General features: G+C 34.3%; 18 protein-coding genes. 17 read left to right on the top strand and 1 reads right to left on the bottom strand.

Going from position 1 to position 19,888, the window contains the following annotated elements; all coding sequences use genetic code 11:
* The first annotated feature begins 50 nt into the window (after window positions 1–50).
* The 11 genes from E9099_RS07860 (at window position 51) to E9099_RS07910 (ending at window position 11,349) form a co-directional block, all read left to right on the top strand.
* Window positions 51–1,088: a vWA domain-containing protein gene (locus tag E9099_RS07860; RefSeq protein WP_136583112.1), complete on the top strand. Its 1,038-nt coding sequence runs from the start codon at window positions 51–53 to the stop codon at window positions 1,086–1,088.
* A gap of 57 nt (window positions 1,089–1,145) precedes the next feature.
* A complete protein-coding gene (locus E9099_RS07865) occupies window positions 1,146–1,979 on the top strand; it encodes an aerotolerance regulator BatC (RefSeq protein ID WP_136583113.1) in 834 nt (277 codons plus the stop codon).
* Between the two features lie 62 nt (window positions 1,980–2,041).
* Complete coding sequence (locus tag E9099_RS07870; RefSeq protein WP_317130653.1) at window positions 2,042–3,769, top strand: BatD family protein; 1,728 nt, start codon at window positions 2,042–2,044, stop codon at window positions 3,767–3,769.
* Between the two features lie 40 nt (window positions 3,770–3,809).
* Entirely contained in the window at window positions 3,810–4,565 is a 756-nt protein-coding gene (locus tag E9099_RS07875; RefSeq protein ID WP_136583115.1) for a tetratricopeptide repeat protein, read from the top strand.
* A gap of 60 nt (window positions 4,566–4,625) precedes the next feature.
* Complete coding sequence (locus E9099_RS07880; RefSeq protein WP_240788974.1) at window positions 4,626–4,910, top strand: hypothetical protein; 285 nt, start codon at window positions 4,626–4,628, stop codon at window positions 4,908–4,910.
* 88 nt (window positions 4,911–4,998) lie between these two features.
* A complete protein-coding gene (locus E9099_RS07885) occupies window positions 4,999–6,576 on the top strand; it encodes a SulP family inorganic anion transporter (RefSeq protein ID WP_136583116.1) in 1,578 nt (525 codons plus the stop codon).
* Window positions 6,577–6,586: 10 nt separating this feature from the next.
* Complete coding sequence (locus E9099_RS07890; RefSeq protein ID WP_136583117.1) at window positions 6,587–7,390, top strand: universal stress protein; 804 nt, start codon at window positions 6,587–6,589, stop codon at window positions 7,388–7,390.
* Between the two features lie 30 nt (window positions 7,391–7,420).
* Entirely contained in the window at window positions 7,421–8,047 is a 627-nt protein-coding gene (locus E9099_RS07895; protein ID WP_136583118.1) for a carbonic anhydrase family protein, read from the top strand.
* 18 nt (window positions 8,048–8,065) lie between these two features.
* On the top strand, window positions 8,066–8,743 hold the full coding sequence (locus tag E9099_RS07900; RefSeq protein WP_136583119.1) for a DUF2490 domain-containing protein: 678 nt from the start codon (window positions 8,066–8,068) through the stop codon (window positions 8,741–8,743).
* Between the two features lie 105 nt (window positions 8,744–8,848).
* Window positions 8,849–10,711 carry a SulP family inorganic anion transporter gene (locus E9099_RS07905; RefSeq protein WP_136583120.1) on the top strand — a complete coding sequence of 621 codons (1,863 nt, stop codon included), beginning with the start codon at window positions 8,849–8,851 and terminating at the stop codon, window positions 10,709–10,711.
* 11 nt (window positions 10,712–10,722) lie between these two features.
* Window positions 10,723–11,349: a carbonic anhydrase gene (locus E9099_RS07910; protein WP_136583121.1), complete on the top strand. Its 627-nt coding sequence runs from the start codon at window positions 10,723–10,725 to the stop codon at window positions 11,347–11,349.
* 3 nt (window positions 11,350–11,352) lie between these two features.
* Here the strand turns inward: E9099_RS07910 and E9099_RS07915 are convergent, their stop codons facing one another.
* Entirely contained in the window at window positions 11,353–11,907 is a 555-nt protein-coding gene (locus tag E9099_RS07915) for a CvpA family protein (RefSeq protein ID WP_136583122.1), read from the bottom strand.
* Window positions 11,908–11,958: 51 nt separating this feature from the next.
* On the opposite strand from E9099_RS07915, the gene E9099_RS07920 reads away from it, so the two are divergent.
* The 6 genes from E9099_RS07920 to E9099_RS07945 all read left to right on the top strand — a co-directional run bounded on the left by E9099_RS07920 (window position 11,959) and on the right by E9099_RS07945 (window position 19,882).
* Entirely contained in the window at window positions 11,959–12,315 is a 357-nt protein-coding gene (locus tag E9099_RS07920) for a hypothetical protein (RefSeq protein WP_136583123.1), read from the top strand.
* 143 nt (window positions 12,316–12,458) lie between these two features.
* Window positions 12,459–13,478, top strand: a complete 1,020-nt coding sequence (gene pheS / locus E9099_RS07925) for a phenylalanine--tRNA ligase subunit alpha (RefSeq protein ID WP_136583124.1) — start codon at window positions 12,459–12,461, stop codon at window positions 13,476–13,478.
* Between the two features lie 174 nt (window positions 13,479–13,652).
* Complete coding sequence (locus E9099_RS07930; RefSeq protein WP_136583125.1) at window positions 13,653–14,156, top strand: GbsR/MarR family transcriptional regulator; 504 nt, start codon at window positions 13,653–13,655, stop codon at window positions 14,154–14,156.
* Window positions 14,157–14,168: 12 nt separating this feature from the next.
* Complete coding sequence (locus E9099_RS07935; RefSeq protein WP_136583126.1) at window positions 14,169–15,299, top strand: efflux RND transporter periplasmic adaptor subunit; 1,131 nt, start codon at window positions 14,169–14,171, stop codon at window positions 15,297–15,299.
* Between the two features lie 21 nt (window positions 15,300–15,320).
* Window positions 15,321–18,458, top strand: coding sequence for an efflux RND transporter permease subunit (locus E9099_RS07940; protein ID WP_136583127.1), 3,138 nt, complete (start codon window positions 15,321–15,323; stop codon window positions 18,456–18,458).
* A 5-nt stretch (window positions 18,459–18,463) separates the two neighbouring features.
* On the top strand, window positions 18,464–19,882 hold the full coding sequence (locus E9099_RS07945; protein WP_136583128.1) for an efflux transporter outer membrane subunit: 1,419 nt from the start codon (window positions 18,464–18,466) through the stop codon (window positions 19,880–19,882).
* Window positions 19,883–19,888 lie beyond the last annotated feature (6 nt).

The following is a 19,888-nucleotide window of genomic DNA, read 5'->3' on the forward strand; positions in this document are numbered from 1 at the left end:
CGTCAAAGTAAGGTTTGCTTACGGCGACTAAAAATAGAATACTAAGAAAAATGTTTCAAATAGAAGAAAAAATATGGTTTTGGACACTACTGGTTATTCCAGTGTTAGTAGTCTTCTTTTTGTTGTTACAATTTTGGAAAAAACGCACACAAAAAAAGTTTGCTAATAAGGTTTTGCTAAAACGTTTAAGTCCAAATCAATCGGTCTTTAAATCGGTATTAAAATTAGTCGTGTTATGTTTGGCTTTTGCAAGTTTATCGATGGCGTTAGTCAATCCAAAAGTAGGAACTAGTTTAGAAACAGTAAAGCGTGAAGGTGTAGATATTGTCTTTGCAGTGGATGTGTCTAAAAGTATGTTGGCAGAAGATATTAAGCCTAATAGACTTAAAAAAGCACAACAGTTAGTTTCTAGAATTATAGATAACTTGGGGAGTGACCGTGTAGGGATTATTGCTTACGCAGGAAAAGCATTTCCGCAGTTGCCAATCACAACAGATTATGCGGCAGCAAAAATGTTTTTGCAAAACATGAATACAGATATGTTGTCTTCTCAAGGAACCGCAATAAACGAGGCTATTAATTTAGCAAAAACGTATTACGACGACGACGAGCAAACCAATCGTGTGTTAATTATAATATCTGATGGAGAAGATCATAGCGAAGCAGCTATGCAAGTCGCAGAAGAAGCGAGTAAAGAAGGTATTAAAATATTTACGATAGGTGTTGGACAGATTAAAGGAGGGCCAATTCCATTAAGGGTAAAAGGCGCGCTAGTGGGTTATAAAAAAGATAAACAAGGCGAGACGGTTATCACAAAGCTTAATGAAGAAACCTTAAAGAATATTGCTGATCAGGCGAATGGGGTTTATATTAATGGCGCAAATACAGATAAAGTGGTGAGTCAAATGACTGACATTTTAAATAAAATGGATAAAAAAGAATTTGAGGCTAAACAAGTCGCGAATTTTGAGAGTAGATTTCAGTGGTTTTTAGGATTAGCGATTTTATTATTTTTAATTGATATTTTCTTATTAGAAAGAAAAACAGCTTGGTTGAAAAAATTAAATCTATTTAATGAGAATTTATAAAACCCTTAACATCAACGATTGGAAGCCTTTAGTATATTTACAAGTTATAAAATTTAAATGAAAAATATTTTAACCTACATATTGCTATTTTTATCAATAACTGTTGTTGCCCAAGAGCAAGAAGAGGATAAAGCAGCACTAAAACAAAAGTTGAAAGCGCAGGGATTTGTTGCAGAAGCTAATGATTTAGCAAATAGTGATGCTTTTGCTGAAGCAGAAATGGAATACCGTAAAGCATTATCTATAAAGCCAACAGAAGTTGCAGGTGCTTATAATTTAGGACACCAATACTTTAAAAAAGGTAATTTTGGAGAAGCGTTGTACCGCAATCAACAAGCGGCGAAACATGCTGTAAATAAATCAGATAAACATAAAGCTTTCCATAATATAGGTAATATTTTAATGGAAGAAAAGAAGTGTAAAGAAGCTGTGGAAGCTTATAAAAGTGCTCTTAGAAATGATCCGTCGGATAATGAGACTAGATATAATTTTGCAATAGCTAAAGAATGTGCAAAACAGCAGGAAGATGATAATCCTCAAGACGACGATAAGGACGGTGATAACAATAAGGATAAAGACGAGAAGAAAGACGAGGATAAAGATAAGAAAGAGGACGAGAATAAGAAAGATCAGGAAGATCAAGGCGATAAGGATAAGAAAGAAGGTGATCAGGATAAGGATGAAGAGGGAGAGCCTAAGGATGAAAAAGAAAATGATCCAAAGGAAGGTGATCAGAAAGATCAACAGAAGCAACCACAGCCAGGTCAGATGTCGCCTCAGCAAATTAAAAACTTGTTAGAAGCGATGAATAATCAAGAGCAAAAGGTGCAAGAGAAAATAAATGCCGAAAAGGTAAAAGGGGCTAAACAGCAGACAGAGAAAGATTGGTAGTTATAATGAAAGTATTAAAATACATAGTAGTTCTTTTTTTAACGTGCTCCACTACTTTAGTAATGGCACAGGATAGTGATGCTGTTACTTTTCAGGCGAAAGTGAGTAAGAAAAGGTTAGCTTTAAATGAACGCTTACGTATCGATTTTCAGATGAATAGGGACGGAGATAATTTTACGCCTCCAAGTTTTTCAGATTTTATTGTCGTTGGTGGGCCTAATCAATCCGTGAGTAATTCGTGGGATGGAAAACGACGTAAATTTACAAAAATTTACAGTTATTTTTTAGCGCCAAAAAAGATGGGGACGTTTACAATTAACCCGGCTAAAATAGAGATTGATGGTGTTGATTTTCAAACCACAGCAATAACAATAAAGGTTACAAAAGCACAAGAAAAACCTGAGAATCCTAACGATCCAGATTATATTGTACAGGAAAATATTCATTTGGTTACAGAGGTTTCAAAAAGTAGTCCTTATTTAAATGAACCTATTACAGTGGTTTATAAATTATATGTAGCACCAAGAACGGGGATTAGTAATTATAGAGAGCTTGAAAGTCCTAAGTTTAATGGGTTTTGGAGTCAAAGCATTGATGATAGAGGTGTTAGAATACAAAATGGGACGTATAAAGGTGAGGAGTATCGTTTTGTCACTTTAAGAAAAACAGTGTTATATCCACAAAAAACGGGCGCTTTAGTGATAGAGCCTTTAAGTTTAGATATCACAGTGGATGTGCCAACTAATAGACGTGATATTTATGGCAGACAAGTGTCAAATCAAGTCCATAGAACAATTTCAGCTAATACTAGAACTATAAATGTAAAAGCGTTACCGGAAGCAGGTAAGCCTGCTAATTTTACAGGAGCTGTAGGAGATTTTCAATTTAATGTAACGACTTCAAAAAATAGTTTGAATGCAACAGAGTCTCTACAGGCTAAAATAGAAGTGTCAGGTAGAGGAAATCTGAAGTTATTTCAATTACCAAAATTAACAACACCTAGTACGTTGGAAGTGTACGATCCTGAGCATTTAGAAAATGTCAGAACAAATGCAGCAGGAATGCAAGGTCAGATTTCTGATACGTATACTATTGTGCCACAGTATAAAGGTAAGTTTCCAATACCTCCAATAAGTTTTTCTTACTTTGATTTAGAAACAGAAACGTATAAAGAAATAACGTCTCAAGACATTGTTATTAATGTTATAGAAGGACCGATTTATGCAGAGGCGGATAATAATTTACCAATTGCAGGTAGTGGAGAACAAGTGACAGCTTTAGATGCTAATCAGTTTGCTTCTATAAAAACAGAAACTAGTTTTGATTTAGAAGAAAAAGAAGCATTTTTAAATTCACCTATGTTCTGGACAAGTTTGCTAGGGCCTTTATTAGCTATTCCTCTAGCACTATTATATAGAAGAAAACGTGACGAAAGAGACGCAGATGTTTCTGGTAACAGAAAAAGAAAAGCGGACAGACTTGCTAAAAAATATTTAAGCGCGGCTAAAAAAGCATTAGGACAAAAGGAAGCTTTTTATATCGCATTAGAAAAAGCATTACATAATTACTTAAAAGGACGATTAAGTATAGAGACTTCCGATTTAAGTAAGGATAAAATAACCAGTTTGTTAACAGAAAGAGGGGTAGAAGGCGTTGTAATAACAGATTTTGAAGCCCTACTTGAAAATTGTGATTTAGCACGTTATACACCTATTACTACTGTAACCATGCAACAAGATTATGAGAAGTCGGCAACCACAATTAATCTCATTGATAAACAAATTACATAACCTGTTTTTTCTACTTTCGCTTAAGCGGAAACCTATAATAATGAAGCACATAATTTACATACTCTTTTTTTTCTTCGGAAGCTTAACAGCGCAAAACGAAACTGTTTTTGAGCAAGCAAACGCATTATATAACGATGCTAAGTTTGATGAAGCCATTGCAAAATATGAATCTATTTTAGAGACCAAACAGCACTCGGCAGAGGTCTATTATAATCTTGCAAATGCACATTATAAGCTAAATAATATTGCGCCAAGTATTTATTATTATGAAAAAGCACTACAGCTTAAACCGGAAGATAAAGATATCCTAAACAATAGAGCATACGCCAAAAAGATGACCGTGGATGCGATTCAGGCAGTTCCAGAATTAGGTTTATCTAGATTTTTTAATAAGGTAATTAAGATATTGACGTTTGATAATTGGGCAAAATTAGCCATAGTATTGATGGTTTTGTTTATTGCATTGTTTTTAGTGTATTATTTTACACATGGGACGCAAAGTAAACGGGGATCTTTTATTTTAAGTTTTGTGTTTTTATTTTTATCATTATGTAGTGTAGGCTTAGCATTTCAGAAACAAGCACTAGATACAAAAGATAATCCAGCAATTGTATTCGCACAAAAAAGCGAAGTCAAAACCGAGCCTAACTCGGATGGTAAGGATGCTTTTGTCTTACATGAAGGCGCCAAGGTTTTGGTCTTAGATACCATAAATGACTGGCGAAAAATTAAACTTTTAGATGGAAAAATAGGTTGGATTAATGCAAAGGATATTAAAATGTTGAATAATTTTTAATTGTTCCTTAACAGTTAACTGAGTCTGAAGTTATATATTTGCTTTTCTCAAAGTAAAAAAATGCACAGAAAAGCAGTATCCATCTTCTTTACAATATTATTTTTGGCGCTAATAACAGCACCATCAATTATTGTTGTTATGGACGATTCTGTGGATGTCTCTGTCTTTTATAGCTTGTCAGAAGAAGAGGAAGAAAACAAAAACTTAAATCTCGCTTTTATTTTAGAAAATCTAGAAGATAGTTTTTTAGAAACTTCAAAAAAGACGGATAACTTAGGGTATTGCTTCAAAAGTTACCCAAAACCACATCAGAATTTATTATTCCCACCTCCCGAATTCATTTAGTGATCTTTTTCAAATAGGACAAATCTGTCCACACAAAAATTACTAAAATAACCATTGCGTTTCCGCAGTGGTGCAAATGAATTTATACATGTTTAAAACATTAAAAAATGACTTACCAGCGAGTATAGTCGTGTTTTTTGTAGCGTTACCTTTATGTTTAGGTATTGCTCTGGCCAGTAATGCTCCACTTTTTTCAGGAGTAATTTCCGGTATTATAGGAGGGGTTGTAGTAGGAGCTTTAAGTGGTTCTAAAATAGGAGTCAGTGGTCCGGCTGCGGGATTGGCGGCAATAGTATTAACAGCAATTGTATCACTGGGGGGTTATGAAAACTTTTTGGTTGCAGTGGTTTTAGGTGGAATTATTCAAATCGTATTTGGAGTTTTAAAAGCTGGTGTTATTGGGTATTATTTCCCGTCTTCAGTAATTAAAGGAATGTTAACCGGTATTGGAATTATAATTATTTTAAAACAAATCCCTCACTTTTTTGGATACGATTCAGAGCCTGAAGGTGCTGATAGTTTTGTTGAGTTGTCGGGAGAAAATACATTTTCGGCCATTTTAAATATTACTGACCATATTACTATAGGGTCATTACTTGTTGGTCTTATTGGTTTAGCTATCTTATTGTTATGGGATAAAGTGTTGTCTAAAAAAGGTAAATTTTTTCAAATAATACAAGGTCCTTTAGTGGCAGTAGTTGTAGGTATCATTTATTTTGTTGTGACAAAAGATACTAATTTAGGAATTGAAAAAACGCATTTAGTAAGCGTGCCAATTCCAGAGAATTTAGATTCCTTTCTAGGTCAGTTTAGGTTTCCTAATTTTAGTGCAATTACAAATCCTGATGTATGGATTGTTGCGTTTACAATTGCTTTAGTAGCAAGTTTAGAAACCTTATTATGTGTTGAAGCAACGGATAAGATCGATCCAGATAAAAATGTAACGCCTACTAATAGAGAATTATTAGCGCAAGGTACAGGGAATATTATTTCTGGTTTAGTTGGAGGTTTGCCAATTACGCAAGTAATCGTACGTAGTTCGGCTAATATTCAATCGGGAGGACGTAGCAAATTATCCGCTATTTTTCATGGGTTCTTATTGTTGATTTCGGTTGTTTTAATACCAAAATTATTAAACATGATTCCACTATCTGTTTTAGCGGCCATCCTTTTAATTGTAGGATATAAGTTGGCAAAACCAGGATTGTTTAAAAAGATGTATGACATGGGATGGAAACAATTTGTACCATTTGTAATTACTGTTTTAGGTATTGTTTTTATTGATTTATTATGGGGGATTGGTTTAGGATTGTTAGTTGGTATTGTTGTCATATTAATTAAGAGTTACCAAAACTCACACTTTTTAAATATTGAAGATAAAAGCAACGGTATGCATATAATAAAAATGACTTTTGCTGAAGAGGTAACGTTCTTTAATAAAGGAGCGATTTTAAAAGAACTTGATAGCTTACCAAGAGATACGTCTTTAGAATTAGATGTTAGAAAAACACGATATTTGGATAACGATATAATCGAAATTTTAGAAGATTTCGCTTTTAAAGCCAAAGAGCGTAACATTAATATTAAGTTAACTTCAGAGCGTGGTGTCGTGGAGAATCCAGATAGTTTTATAGAGTTTTTTAAACTAAGACCAGTATCTGCATAAACTTAAAATCATGAAAAACAATAAATATAAAATATTGGTGCTTTCAGATTTAAATAAGTCCACAGCGTTACAATTAAAAAGCACGGTAAGTTTGGCTAAAATGATGGATGGAGACATTACCTTATTACATGTTAAAAAACCTACTGATATTGTCGAAAGAGAAAGTCAGTTGTCTGCAATGCGTGCAATTAATGAGAATCATATTGCGACTAACAAGAAGATTGAAGGCTTAATTAGACCTATTCAGGAAGATTTCAAGCAAAATGTTAACTATCAGGTTGTAATTGGTAATGTAAAACACGAAATTGAGACGTATATTAACGACTATCAGCCAGATATGATTGTTTTAGGTCGACGAAAATCTAAAACACTCAATTTTATGGGTGATAATATCACCGGTTTTGTTTTAAAAAAATATAATGGGGCAATAATGATTGCTGCAGAACAGCACGCTTTACAACCAAATGAGGATGTTACTTTGGGTGTTTTAAATACTACCGATCAAAGTATAACTACCGATTTTATCGAAGGCTTTGTAAATAAAACAAGTCAGCCGATAAAAGCATTTAAAATTGTAACAAATCAGACGCAGTCTAAAAATAATATAACGGACAAAACAACGGAATATGTATTTGAAAAAGGAAGCAAGGCAGTCGATAATGTTTCAAAATATGCGTCAGAAAGTAATATTAATTTAATGTGTTTTGATAATTCGAAACAAGATAAATCCAATACCAGTATTAAAAAAGTAATCAGCAGACTTAATGTGTCGTTATTACTAATAGGAAAAAATACAACAATACTGCCTAGGTAGTATTATAATAATTTAAAAAAGCAAAGAGATATGAAAGCACATACAAGAGAAACTCAGTCAACAATGACTCCAGATAAAGCGATACAATTTTTAGTCGAAGGTAATGGAAGGTTTCAAAATAATTTAAAAGCAAACCGTAACCTTTTAGAGCAAGTTAATGATACAAGTGAAGGGCAGTTTCCATTTGCTACAATATTAAGCTGTATAGACTCTCGTGTCTCTGCAGAGTTGGTTTTTGATCAGGGTTTAGGTGATGTTTTTAGTGTGCGTATAGCGGGTAATTTTGTAAACGAAGACATCTTAGGGAGTATGGAGTTTGCTAGTAAATTAGCAGGAACTAAAGTAATTGTGGTTTTAGGTCACACAAGTTGTGGTGCTATTAAAGGGGCTTGTGATCACGTAGAAATGGGTAATCTTACTAAGTTAATCCAGAAAATTACTCCTGCTGTAAATGCAGTATCAGAACCTAAAGATGAAAGTTTACGTACGTCTAAAAATTTAGCTTTTGTAGATGAAGTTTCAAAGAAAAATGTCGAGTTAACGATGGACCGTATTCATGCTGAAAGTCCAATTTTAACAGAAATGGAAAAGAGTGGTGAAATTAAAATTGTTGGTGCTATGTATGATATTAATACAGGAGCAGTATCGTTTTATTAGTAGCATACTTGGATGAGAATGAGGAAATTGAAAAAGAAAAATATAATCGCAACACTAGCACTATCGCTGGTGTTGCCTTTTTATGGGCTAAGCCAGGATAGCAGTTTAGGAAACTGGCTGATCTATATTGGTAGTAAAGATCTTAAAAATGGTTGGAACATTCATAATGAAGTCCAATACAGAAACTATGATGCTATTGGCGATTTAGAACAATTGTTGTTAAGAATAGGATTAGGTTATAATTTAACCGAAAACAATAACAACTTGTTATTAGGTTATGGTTACATTCTCTCTGAAAACTATGTGGGTAATACGCACGAGAAAGTGTCGGTAAATGAACATCGAATTTTTCAACAATTTACCACAAAACAAAACTTAGGGAAACTAAGTTTAAGTCATCGATACAGGTTTGAACAACGTTTTGTAGAAGCCGATTTCAAGATGCGTTTTAGGTATTTTTTAGGCTTGAAAATTCCACTTCAAAATAATGCAGATGGTAATAATCCATTGTATCTTTCAGCTTATAATGAGATTTTTTTAAACACTAAAAGCTCAATATTTGATAGAAACAGGATGTATGGAGGTTTCGGGTATCAGTTTTCGAAGCAATTACGATTAGAATTAGGGTATATGAATCAGTTTTTTGAAACAACTAGTAGAGATCAAATTAACATCATGGCTTTTGTTAATTTTTAAACAAGTCTACGCTTATAATTTACTGTTAATTAAGGGGTAGTACAAGAATCTAAATTTTTATTATTTAGAAAAAATGTTAATTTAGTATAAAATAATTTTAGGACTATGAAGAAGTTTTTTGCCAATTTTAAAGGAGACGCATTTGGTGGTATAACAGCAGGTATTGTTGCCTTGCCTTTAGCATTAGCATTTGGTGTTTCGTCTGGTTTAGGACCTAGTGCAGGTCTGTATGGTGCTATTTTTATCAGTTTTTTTGCCGCTTTTTTTGGTGGTACTCCAACCCAAATCTCTGGGCCAACAGCTCCAATGACGGCAGTTAGTATGGTGGTAATTGCTGGTATTATTGCAACTCACGATGGCGATGTCACTAAAGCTTTACCATATATTCTTTCTGTATTTTTATTAGCTGGATTAGTTCAAGTTGGATTAGGGATATTAGGTTTTGGTAAGTACATTAAATACATACCTTATCCTGTTGTGTCTGGTTTTATGACGGCTATTGGTGTAATTATATTAGTCACTCAGATATTGCCATCAATTGGTTATTATCCAAAAGAAGATACAGAATATGTTGCGCAGTTTAAGCCGCAAGCAGAAGAGTTGATTTTACAAAATATATTAAAAGAAGAAGCTGGAGAAGGTGTTCTGGTTTTAGAGAATTTTAAAGAAACCATTAAAAAAGCAGGGGATTTACAACAAGACGATATTGATAAAGAATCTAAAACGTTAGCAAAAGCTGAAGCATCTGGGGTTTTAGGGACATTAAAAGTGTTACCAAGAGCTTTACAGCAAATTAATTGGTTAGAAATAGCTCTAGCGTTGTCAACCATTTTTATAGTTTATGGTTTTAAAAAAATAACAACTAAAATACCAAGTGCTTTGGTTGCATTAATCGTTGTTTCTGGTGTCGCTTATGGTTTTAAGTTAGGGTATCGGACAATAGAAGAAATCCCTTTGGGTCTGCCAAAACCTAACCTCGAGATTTTTACACGTTTTGACTTAGCAAGTGTTACACCTTATATTTTTACAGCGATTACTTTAGCGCTTTTAGGTGCGATAGATTCGTTGCTAACTAGTGTGGTTGCGGATAATATGACTAAAACAAAACACAATCCAAATAAAGAATTAATAGGTCAAGGTATAGGTAATAGTATCGCTTCTATTTTTGGAGGTCTTCCTGGTGCAGGTGCAACGATTAGAACTGTTGTAAATATTAATGCTGGTGGACGCACGCGTTTGTCTGGTATGATCGCTTCTGTCATGCTGTTATTTATTTTGTTAGCTATTGGTCCAATAGCTTCAAAAATTCCGGCTGCAGTTTTAGCGGGTATATTAATTACAGTAGGTATTGGTGTCATGGATTATAAAGGCTTAAAGGCTATTCCGTCATTACCAAAAGACATGAAAATTGGACCCATCAAACTCAGTTCGGAAGTGCTTATCATGTTAATCGTGTTAGTTTTATCAAGTACATGGGATTTAATATATGCGGTAGGAATTGGTTTAGTAATTGCCTCGTTGTTATTCATGAAAAAAATTGGAGATTTAACAGCCCAAAGCTCGGATGTTAAACCGTTAAAAGAAGAAGCGTGGTCGGACGAAGTTGACTTTCCTGATGCGTTGGAAGAAGAAGTCTTTATAAAGCATATTAAAGGCCCTTTGTTTTTTGGGTCTACTTCAGATTTTCAACAACTAGCAAAGCAAATACCAAGTACAGCAAGAACTGTTGTTGTTAGATTAGGACGTATGCCGTACATGGATCAATCTGGTTTATATGCAATGGAGGATGTGTTGGTTGACTTAAAAAAGCAAAACATGGACGTCTTGTTTGTTAATCTATTAACGCAACCAAGATATATGATGGAGCGTATTGATATCATTCCTGATTTAATTCCAAAAGAACATATTTTTGAAGATTTTAATTCCTGCTTACAATGGGTTAAGGATAATGTGAAAGACCAATTTTAAATAACTGTCTTATGGATATTAAAAAAGTGTTTGATAACAACGATAAATTTGTTAAGACAAAATTAGCTATAGATAAGGACTATTTTGAAAACCTAGGTAAAGGTCAAAGTCCCGAATTACTTTATATTGGCTGTAGTGATAGTCGTGTAACAGCCGAAGATTTAATGGGATTAGGTCCAGGCGAAGTGTTTGTGCATCGTAACATTGCAAACATGGTTTCTGGTAATGACTTAAGCGCTATGTCTGTTGTGGAATATGCGGTAGTACACCTTAAAGTTAATCATGTTGTCGTTTGTGGACACTATGCTTGTGGAGGAGTCAAAGCGGCGATGCAATCTGCAGATTTAGGTATTTTAAATTCTTGGTTACGTAATATCCGTGATGTGTATCGCATACACAAAGACGAATTAAATGCCATTAAAGACGAAGAGAAAAAGTATGACCGTTTGGTTGAGCTTAACGTTAAAGAGCAATGTGTTAACTTGTTAAAAACAGCAGCAGTACAAAAAGCCTATAGAGATAGAGATTTAAAAGTACACGGTTGGGTATTTAATGTGCATACGGGTAAGTTAATTGACTTAAAAATAGATTTTGATCACTATTTAGAAGACATTATGGAAATCTATCACTTAGATTAATCCTTAAGCTTCAGACTCGTCAGTAGGTTCAGCAGGATCAATAATTTGATCGTCTTCGTTTTCTTCGTTGTCCTCATCAGACTTAATAATACTAGGAAATATCATTGGCGCCAAAGATTTTACGGGCGCATATAACATAGAATCCTCAATATCCTCATCCTGAACAAATGGAATGGCGTTATTCATTTTATCAAAAACAATTAATAAAACACTTAAAATCAAACCTATTTTAAGTGCGCCAAACAAAGCGCCTAGTAGTTTGTTTAAAATTCCTAAAGAAGCAAAATCTGCTAACTTTGTTAGTGCTTTTCCGGCTAAACTAATCACCAGAATAATAATCACAAAAGTTATAGCAAACGCAGTCGTGTTAATTGTTTTCTCGTTCCAAGAGGTTTTATCCATTAAAAATTCGGCAGCAAAATAGCTAAAATGAATAGCACCATAAACACCAGCAATTAATGCTACAATCGATGCTAGCTCAACAAAAAGTCCCTTAAACAATCCGCGAACTAAACCAAATAATAGTAAAGCACCTAAAACAATATCAATTACAGCCATAAAGTTAGATTTTAGGCAAATATAAATTAACTTTGCGACTTTAAAATTATTATGGCAAGAGACGAACAGTTAAAAGAGAGATGGCAGGAGATAGTGACTAAGCTATCCAACCAATTTGCAGACGGAGACACACTAGACTTAGATGCAATAATTTATTTAATTGGCGTGCAAGAGTTAGGACAGTTGGAGCGCACATTTAAAAAGGATCACAAACTAGATTTAATGCACATTGCAATCTGTAAATTGTTGGTGCCTTACGGGTATTATGAATTTGAGTTTGTAGATGAAGATGGCTGGCCACACTATAAAACGATAGGAGAATTACCAAACCTAAAGGCAGGAGAACAAAGTGTTTTAATGAAAGAAGCAATCGTTAATTACTTTTTGGAAACCCAATATATTAAATAATTTTTGGGCGTTACCACAAGGGTCGCGCTATCGGCAGTCGCTTTTAATTTGCTTTTTGGCAAATAAAAGAGCTTCAACAAATGCCTCCATCGCTAACGCAAATCACGATAAAATTCATAAATTTGCCAATCATTTAGAAGATTATGATAGATAAGATAAAAGAACTTATAGCAGAAGCAGACGCCTTTAAAGCACAAACCAAAGAAGAGGTTGAAGCGTTTCGTATAAAATATTTAGGGTCCAAAGGATTGTTAAAAGAATTCTATGGAGAGCTTAAAAATGTCGCAAACGACCAAAAAAAGGAATTTGGCCAGATTATTAATACGCTTAAAAATACAGCTCAAGATAAAGTAAACACTTTAAAAGAAGAATTTGAAAGTAATACTGAAGACAAAGGTACCAGTGGGGATTTATCAAGGCCAGGAGAGCCAATAACTATTGGATCACGTCACCCAATATCTATCGTAAAAAATCAAATCATCGATATCTTTTCTAATATTGGATTTAATGTTAGCGAAGGTCCAGAAATAGAAGACGATTGGCACAACTTTACAGCACTTAACTTACCAGAATACCATCCAGCAAGAGACATGCAGGATACCTTTTTTGTGCAAACCAATCCGGATATCTTATTACGTACGCATACTAGTTCTGTACAAGTACGTTATATGGAAAATAACCAACCACCAATACGTACAATATCACCAGGCCGTGTGTATCGTAACGAAGCAATATCTGCACGATCTCATTGTTTCTTTCATCAAGTGGAAGGGTTGTATATAGATAAAGATGTCAGTTTTGCAGACCTAAAACAAACCTTACAATACTTTACAACAGAGCTTTTCGGGAAATCTAAAATTAGATTGCGTCCGTCATACTTCCCGTTTACAGAGCCAAGTGCCGAGATAGATGTGTATTGGGGATTAGAAACAGAAACTGATCACAAAATCACCAAAGGTACTGGTTGGTTAGAGATTGGAGGTTGTGGTATGGTGGATCCTAATGTCTTAACCAATTGTGGTATTGATGCAGAAGAATATTCTGGATTTGCTTTTGGTGTAGGTATCGATCGTATAGCAATGTTATTGCATCAAATTAGCGATATACGTTTATTAAGTGAAAACAATGTTAGATTTTTAGAGCAATTTAAATCAGCCTTATAGTCTAAACCTCAATATTATATACTTTAAAAGCCAACTGTTAATAGTTGGCTTTTTTATTTAACAACATTTTAACTTCGGTTAGTTCGGTTAGTTCCGAACTAATCTATAGATTTGCAGAGCATATAGCATTAACAGATGCTATGTTCAAAATTTCAGAAATTAAATTGTTTAGAAATGAAAGAAGAGATCTGCAAAGAAAAAATGGCGTTAGTGGAAAAACTAGGCGTGCATTTAGAAAATAGAGAGCAATTAGCTCCTGTGGCTGCTCGTATATTGGCTTATATAATTCTTACGGGTAAAAAAGGAACTACGTTTGAAGATATGGTAACCGTTTTATGCGCAAGTAAAAGTACTATCTCTACACACCTTAATCATTTACAGGATTTAAACAAGATTCAATACTTCACAAAAACAGGAGATCGTAAAAAGTATTTTATAATTAAAAAAGATACTATTATTCAACATATTGATAAAATGGTAAGCCATTGGGACGAAGAACGAATAATACATTTAGAAATTAAAGATTATAAGGAGACTATTAATAACACTAAAATAGAAAAGGAAGATGAAAAATTTGATTTAAACTTTCATGATGATTACATCAAATTTATAGACGAAGCTAGTGCTTCTATTAAAGATTTAAGAATAAAAATTACAGACAATCAATTCGATATTTAAACTAAGTAAAAAATGAAACATAATAAAATAGTAACGTTACTTGCACTGAGTGTGTTTTTAGTCATTTTAAGTTGTGGTAAAAAACAAGAAGCTCCTGCGGCAGCTCAAGCGCCAGCTTCACCTTTTCCTGTGACACAACTACAAACTAAAACCGTAACTGGTTTTAAAGCATATCCAACAAATTTAGAAGGTATAGTTAATAGTGATGTAAGAGCAAAAGTCTCTGGTTATATCCAAAAAGTAATGGTTGACGAAGGTCAAAAAGTACGTAAGGGTCAGGTGTTATTTAAATTAGAAACACAGTCTTTAAATCAAGATGCTGGAGCAGCAAAAGCGCGTGTTAATGCAGCGCAAGTGGAAGTTGATAAGTTAGTTCCATTAGTACAAAAAAATATTATTAGTCCTGTGCAGCTAGAAACAGCAAAAGCTAATTTGGCACAAGTAAAAGCTAGTTATAGTAGTGTGTCTGCAAGTATTGGTTATGGTACAATAAGAAGTCAAGTGGATGGCTATGTTGGTGCTATTAATTATAGAGAAGGTGCTTTAGTGAGTCCTGCAGATCCAACGCCTTTAACTAGTGTAAGTGATATTAGTAAAGTCTATGCGTTTTTTAGTTTAAACGAAGCGCAATATTTAGACTTCTTGCAAAATGCAAAAGGTAAAAACTTAAAGGAGAAATTAGCTAATTACTCCGAAATCAATTTGATTTTAGCAAACGGAAGTACCTATTCTGAAAAAGGTAAAATTGAAACAAGTACTGGACAAGTTAACAAAAACACAGGAACGGTAAGTTTAAGAGCAGTGTTTGATAACCCAAACCAATTATTAACGAATGGTAATAGTGGTACAATCCAAATTCCAACAGTGTATGAGAATGCAATTATTATTCCTCAGCAATCAACATATGAGCAACAAGGGAATGTAATGGTTTTTAAAGTTGGCGAAGACAATAAAGTGGTGACTTCAATAGTGAAAATAAAAGCTACAATTGATAATTTATATGTTGTAGAGTCTGGAGTAGACTTGAAAGATAAGATTATTGTGTCTGGTGTTGGTAAATTAAGAGCTGGAATGACAATTGCCCCACAAGAAACATCATTTGAGGACGCTATTAAACCAGTAGCCGTATTATTTAAAAACTAGTAACTAACAAATTTAATAGTCATGTTAAAAACATTTATTGAAAGACCAGTGCTTTCAACAGTTATCTCTATTATCATAGTCATACTAGGGGTTATCAGTATAACAAGCTTACCTATAGAGGAGTATCCGGATATTGCACCGCCAACCATTAAGGTGACAGCATCATATCCAGGTGCCAATGCAGAAACAGTATTAGAAAGTGTAATTGTTCCTATTGAAGAGCAAATTAACGGAGTAGAAGGGATGACATACATTACCTCTACAGCTTCAAATACAGGTACAGCAGAAATCACAGTGTACTTTAATCAGGAGATGGATGCGGATATAGCAGCGGTAAACGTGCAAAACCGTGTGTCTAGAGCAAGTTCATTATTACCTCAAGAAGTGCTTCAAACAGGTGTAACGACTCAAAAACAAGAAACAAGTGCCTTGATGTTTATATCAATGTACTCGGAGAACGAGGATTATGATGCAACGTATATTCAGAATTACTTAAAAATTAATGTAATTCCTGCAATGCAACGTATTAGCGGTGTTGGTGATGTTAGTGTATTTTCACAACAAGATTATGCCATGCGCATTTGGTTAAAGCCTGAAAAGTTAGCAGCATACAAGCTAATACCTTCAGATATTTCTGCAGCATTAGCAGAGCAAAACTTAGAAGCAGCAGCAGGATCATTAGGACAAAATAACGGAGAAGCATTTTCTTATACATTAACGTATAGCGGGCGTTTTAAAGAACAAAAACAATATGAAGATATTGTTATAAAAGCTTTAGGTAATGGGCAGTTTTTACGTTTAAGTGATGTGGCAACTATCGAGTTAGATGCACAATCTTATGCGTCTAATGCGATGAGTAAGGGGAATCCTGCAGTATTTATGGGGATTTTCCAAACAAAAGGCTCTAATGCAAGAGAAATTATTGAAAACATTAAAACGACGTTGGAAGGTGTTAAAAAAGATCTTCCAGAAGGCTTAGATGTATTTGTACCTTACGATACTAGTTTGTTTTTAAATGCGTCTATCGAGAAGGTAATTAGCACGTTAATGGAAGCCTTTTTACTGGTGTTCTTAGTCGTATTTATCTTTTTACAAGATTTCCGTTCAACGTTAATTCCCGCAATTGCAGTGCCAGTATCTATTATTGGTACGTTCTTTTTCCTAAATGTGTTTGGGTATTCTATTAATTTATTAACGCTATTCGCATTAGTCCTCGCTATTGGTATTGTAGTGGATGATGCCATTGTGGTTGTGGAGGCGGTCCATGCTAAAATGGATGAAGGAGAAAAAGATCCAAAGGTAGCGACGCTAACTGCTATGAATGAAATATCAGGTGCCATCATCTCTATTACTTTAGTAATGGCAGCTGTATTTATTCCGGTAACGTTTATAACAGGTCCAACCGGTGTCTTTTATGAACAATTTGGGGTGACATTAATTATCGCTATTCTTATTTCGGCAGTAAATGCCCTAACCTTGAGTCCAGCATTATGTGCTTTATTACTAAAATCACATAAAGATGATGAAGAGTTAAAAGGTAAGAGTCCGTTAAAACGTTTTTATAGATTATTTAACCGTGGGTTTAATGCTACAATACAACGCTATGGTCAATCACTTCAGTTTTTATACAAAAGAAAATGGGTGTCTGTGGTATTATTAGGATTAGCTATTGTTGGAATTTTCTGGGCATCACAAAATACACCTACAGGGTTTGTACCTAATGAAGATAGAGGGATTATTTTCGCAAACATCGAGTTGCCAGCTGGAGCGTCTTTAGATAGAACAGATGCTGTGTCAAGAGATTTATACGAGAAAATTACAGGTATTGAAGGTATAGTTGCAGTAAACTTTATTAAAGGACGTAGTTTAATTAGTGGTGCAGGTAGTAACTATGGTTTTGGTATTATTAAACTGGCAGATTGGGGTGATCGTGAAGATCCTTCAACGTCTGTACAAGCAATTACAGGAAAATTATTTGGTGTGGTATCTACAATGCCGGAAGCTAATATTATTTTCTTCTCACCACCAAGTATCCGTGGTTTTGGTAACTCGGCAGGTTTTGAAGTCAATTTATTAGATAAGTTTGGTGGCGAGTTTACAGATTTAGATCAAGCAAATAAAGATTTCTCTATGGCGTTAATGAGTCATCCAGAAATAAAATATGCGCAATCGTCTTTCAGTACTAATTATCCGCAATACGAAATGGATATTAATGTGCCTTTAGCGAAAGAAAAAGGGGTGCCAATTAATAGCATTTTTTCAACGTTACAAGGATATATTGGAGGGGTTTATGCTTCAGATTTCTCTAAGTTTGGTAAACAATTTAGAGTATATATTCAAGCATTACCAGATGACAGGGCGGATGTAGATGCTTTAAATAGTATGTTTGTGAGAACGGATTCTGGAGAGATGACACCAATTACACAGTTTGTAAACCTAAAACGTGTGTATGGACCACAATCGGTAACGCGTTTTAACTTGTTTAATTCTACAATGATTTCTGGTGCTACTAATGATGGATTTAGTACAGGGGATGCGATTAGGGTTATTGAAGAAGAAGTTGCAAAATTACCAAGTAATTATACAGTGGCTTATTCTGGTTTAACTAGAGAGGAAGTTAGTGCAGGTAACCAAACCACATTTATTTTTGCCTTAAGTATCTTATTTGTGTATTTCTTATTAAGTGCGCAATACGAGAGTTATTTATTACCATTTGCAGTAATCTTATCATTACCATTTGGTGTCTTTGGAGCATATATTAGTACTAATTTGTTTGGATTAGAAAACAATATCTACTTCCAAATTGCACTGATAATGCTTATTGGTCTGCTCGCCAAGAATGCGATTCTTATTGTAGAATTTGCGCTAGCCAGACGGAAAAATGGTGAAAGTATTGTTGATGCAGCAATTGATGGTGCAAAATCACGTTTACGTCCAATTTTAATGACGTCTTTCGCCTTTATTTTAGGATTAATGCCATTAGTACTTGCAAAAGGTGTTGGGTCTGAAGGAAACAACTCTATTGGTACAGGAGCTGTAGGAGGAATGTTAATCGGAACCATTTTAGGGGTCTTTGTAATTCCTATCCTATTTATATTATTTCAGTGGTTACAAGAAAAAGTTTCTAGTAAACCAGCAGTACAAACTATTCAAGAATAAGAACAATGAAAGTTAATATAAAACATAGAAATTTTAGTAAAGGAGTACTAATTTTGGTAGTTGGACTAACGTTACAAAGTTGTTTTGTGGCGCAAGATTATACAAGACCAGAGTTGCCAGTAAGCGATGCGCTTTACAGAACAGATAATTTACCATCAGACAGCGTGTCTATAGCAGATGTGTCTTGGAAAACCTTATTTACAGACCAATATTTACAACAGTATATAGAGGAAGGTTTGCAAAATAACATGGATGTGCGTATTGCAATACAGCAAATGGTAGCTGCCCAAGCCTATGCAAAGCAAGGTAAAGTAGGATATTTACCATCTGTAAGTGTTGGGACTAATTGGACACACCAAGAGTTATCTAAAAACACACAATTTGGTGCGTTTTTAACGGATACGTCTACAGATCAGTTTGACGTGACAGCAAATTTATCTTGGGAGGCAGATCTTTGGGGTAAAATACGCAGTAATAAAAGAGCTACGCAAGCGGCTTATTTACAAAGTGTAGCAGGGCATCAAGCAGTTAAAACGCAATTGATTTCAAGCATAGCAAATACATACTACAATTTATTAGCCTTAGATGCGCAATTGAAAGTAACTAAAGAGACTATTGAGACTAGAAAAACAAGTGTCGAAACGATTAAAGCTTTGAAAGATGCGGGACAAGTAACACAAGTTGCCGTAGATCAAAATATAGCACAATATAGTAGTGCGCAAGCGTTACAGGTCGATATTGAAACTGCTATTTTTAAAACAGAAAATACGTTAAGTATTTTACTTGGTAAATCAGCACAACATTTTGAAAGAAGCAATTTAGATATTCAGAAAATTGAAGAACAACTTAAGCTTGGTGTTCCTGCAACACTATTAAGTAACCGTCCAGATGTAATGTCTGCAGAGTATAATTTGATTCAATCTTTTGAGTTGACTAATGTTGCTAAAAGTAATTTATATCCGTCTTTAAAATTAACGGCTGCCGGTGGATTACAAAGTTTAGAGATAGATAAATTATTTAATGCAAATTCAATTTTCGCAAATATAGTTGGTGGTTTAACGCAACCGTTATTTAATAAAAGGGCGTTAAAAACACAAAAAGAAGTGGCTATTGCACAACAAGAACAAGCATTACTTCAGTTTAAAAAGACCTTGTTAATTGCAGGAACTGAAGTGTCCAATGCCTTGTTTTCTTATGAGTCTGAAACTAAGAAATTTCAATTTAGAGAAAATGAAGTGGAAGCATTGCGTACTGCAGAATCAAACTCTGAAGAGTTACTTAAAAATGGTTACGCAACGTATTTAGACTTGTTAACTGCGAGACAAAGTGCCTTGAGTGCAGAGTTGAATATAATTGATAGTAAGTTACAACAGCTGGTATCTATCGTAGACTTATACGAAGCTCTTGGTGGTGGATGGAGATAAAATAAA

The organism is Psychroserpens sp. NJDZ02, from assembly GCF_004843725.1.
Taxonomy (GTDB): Bacteria; Bacteroidota; Bacteroidia; order Flavobacteriales; family Flavobacteriaceae; genus Olleya.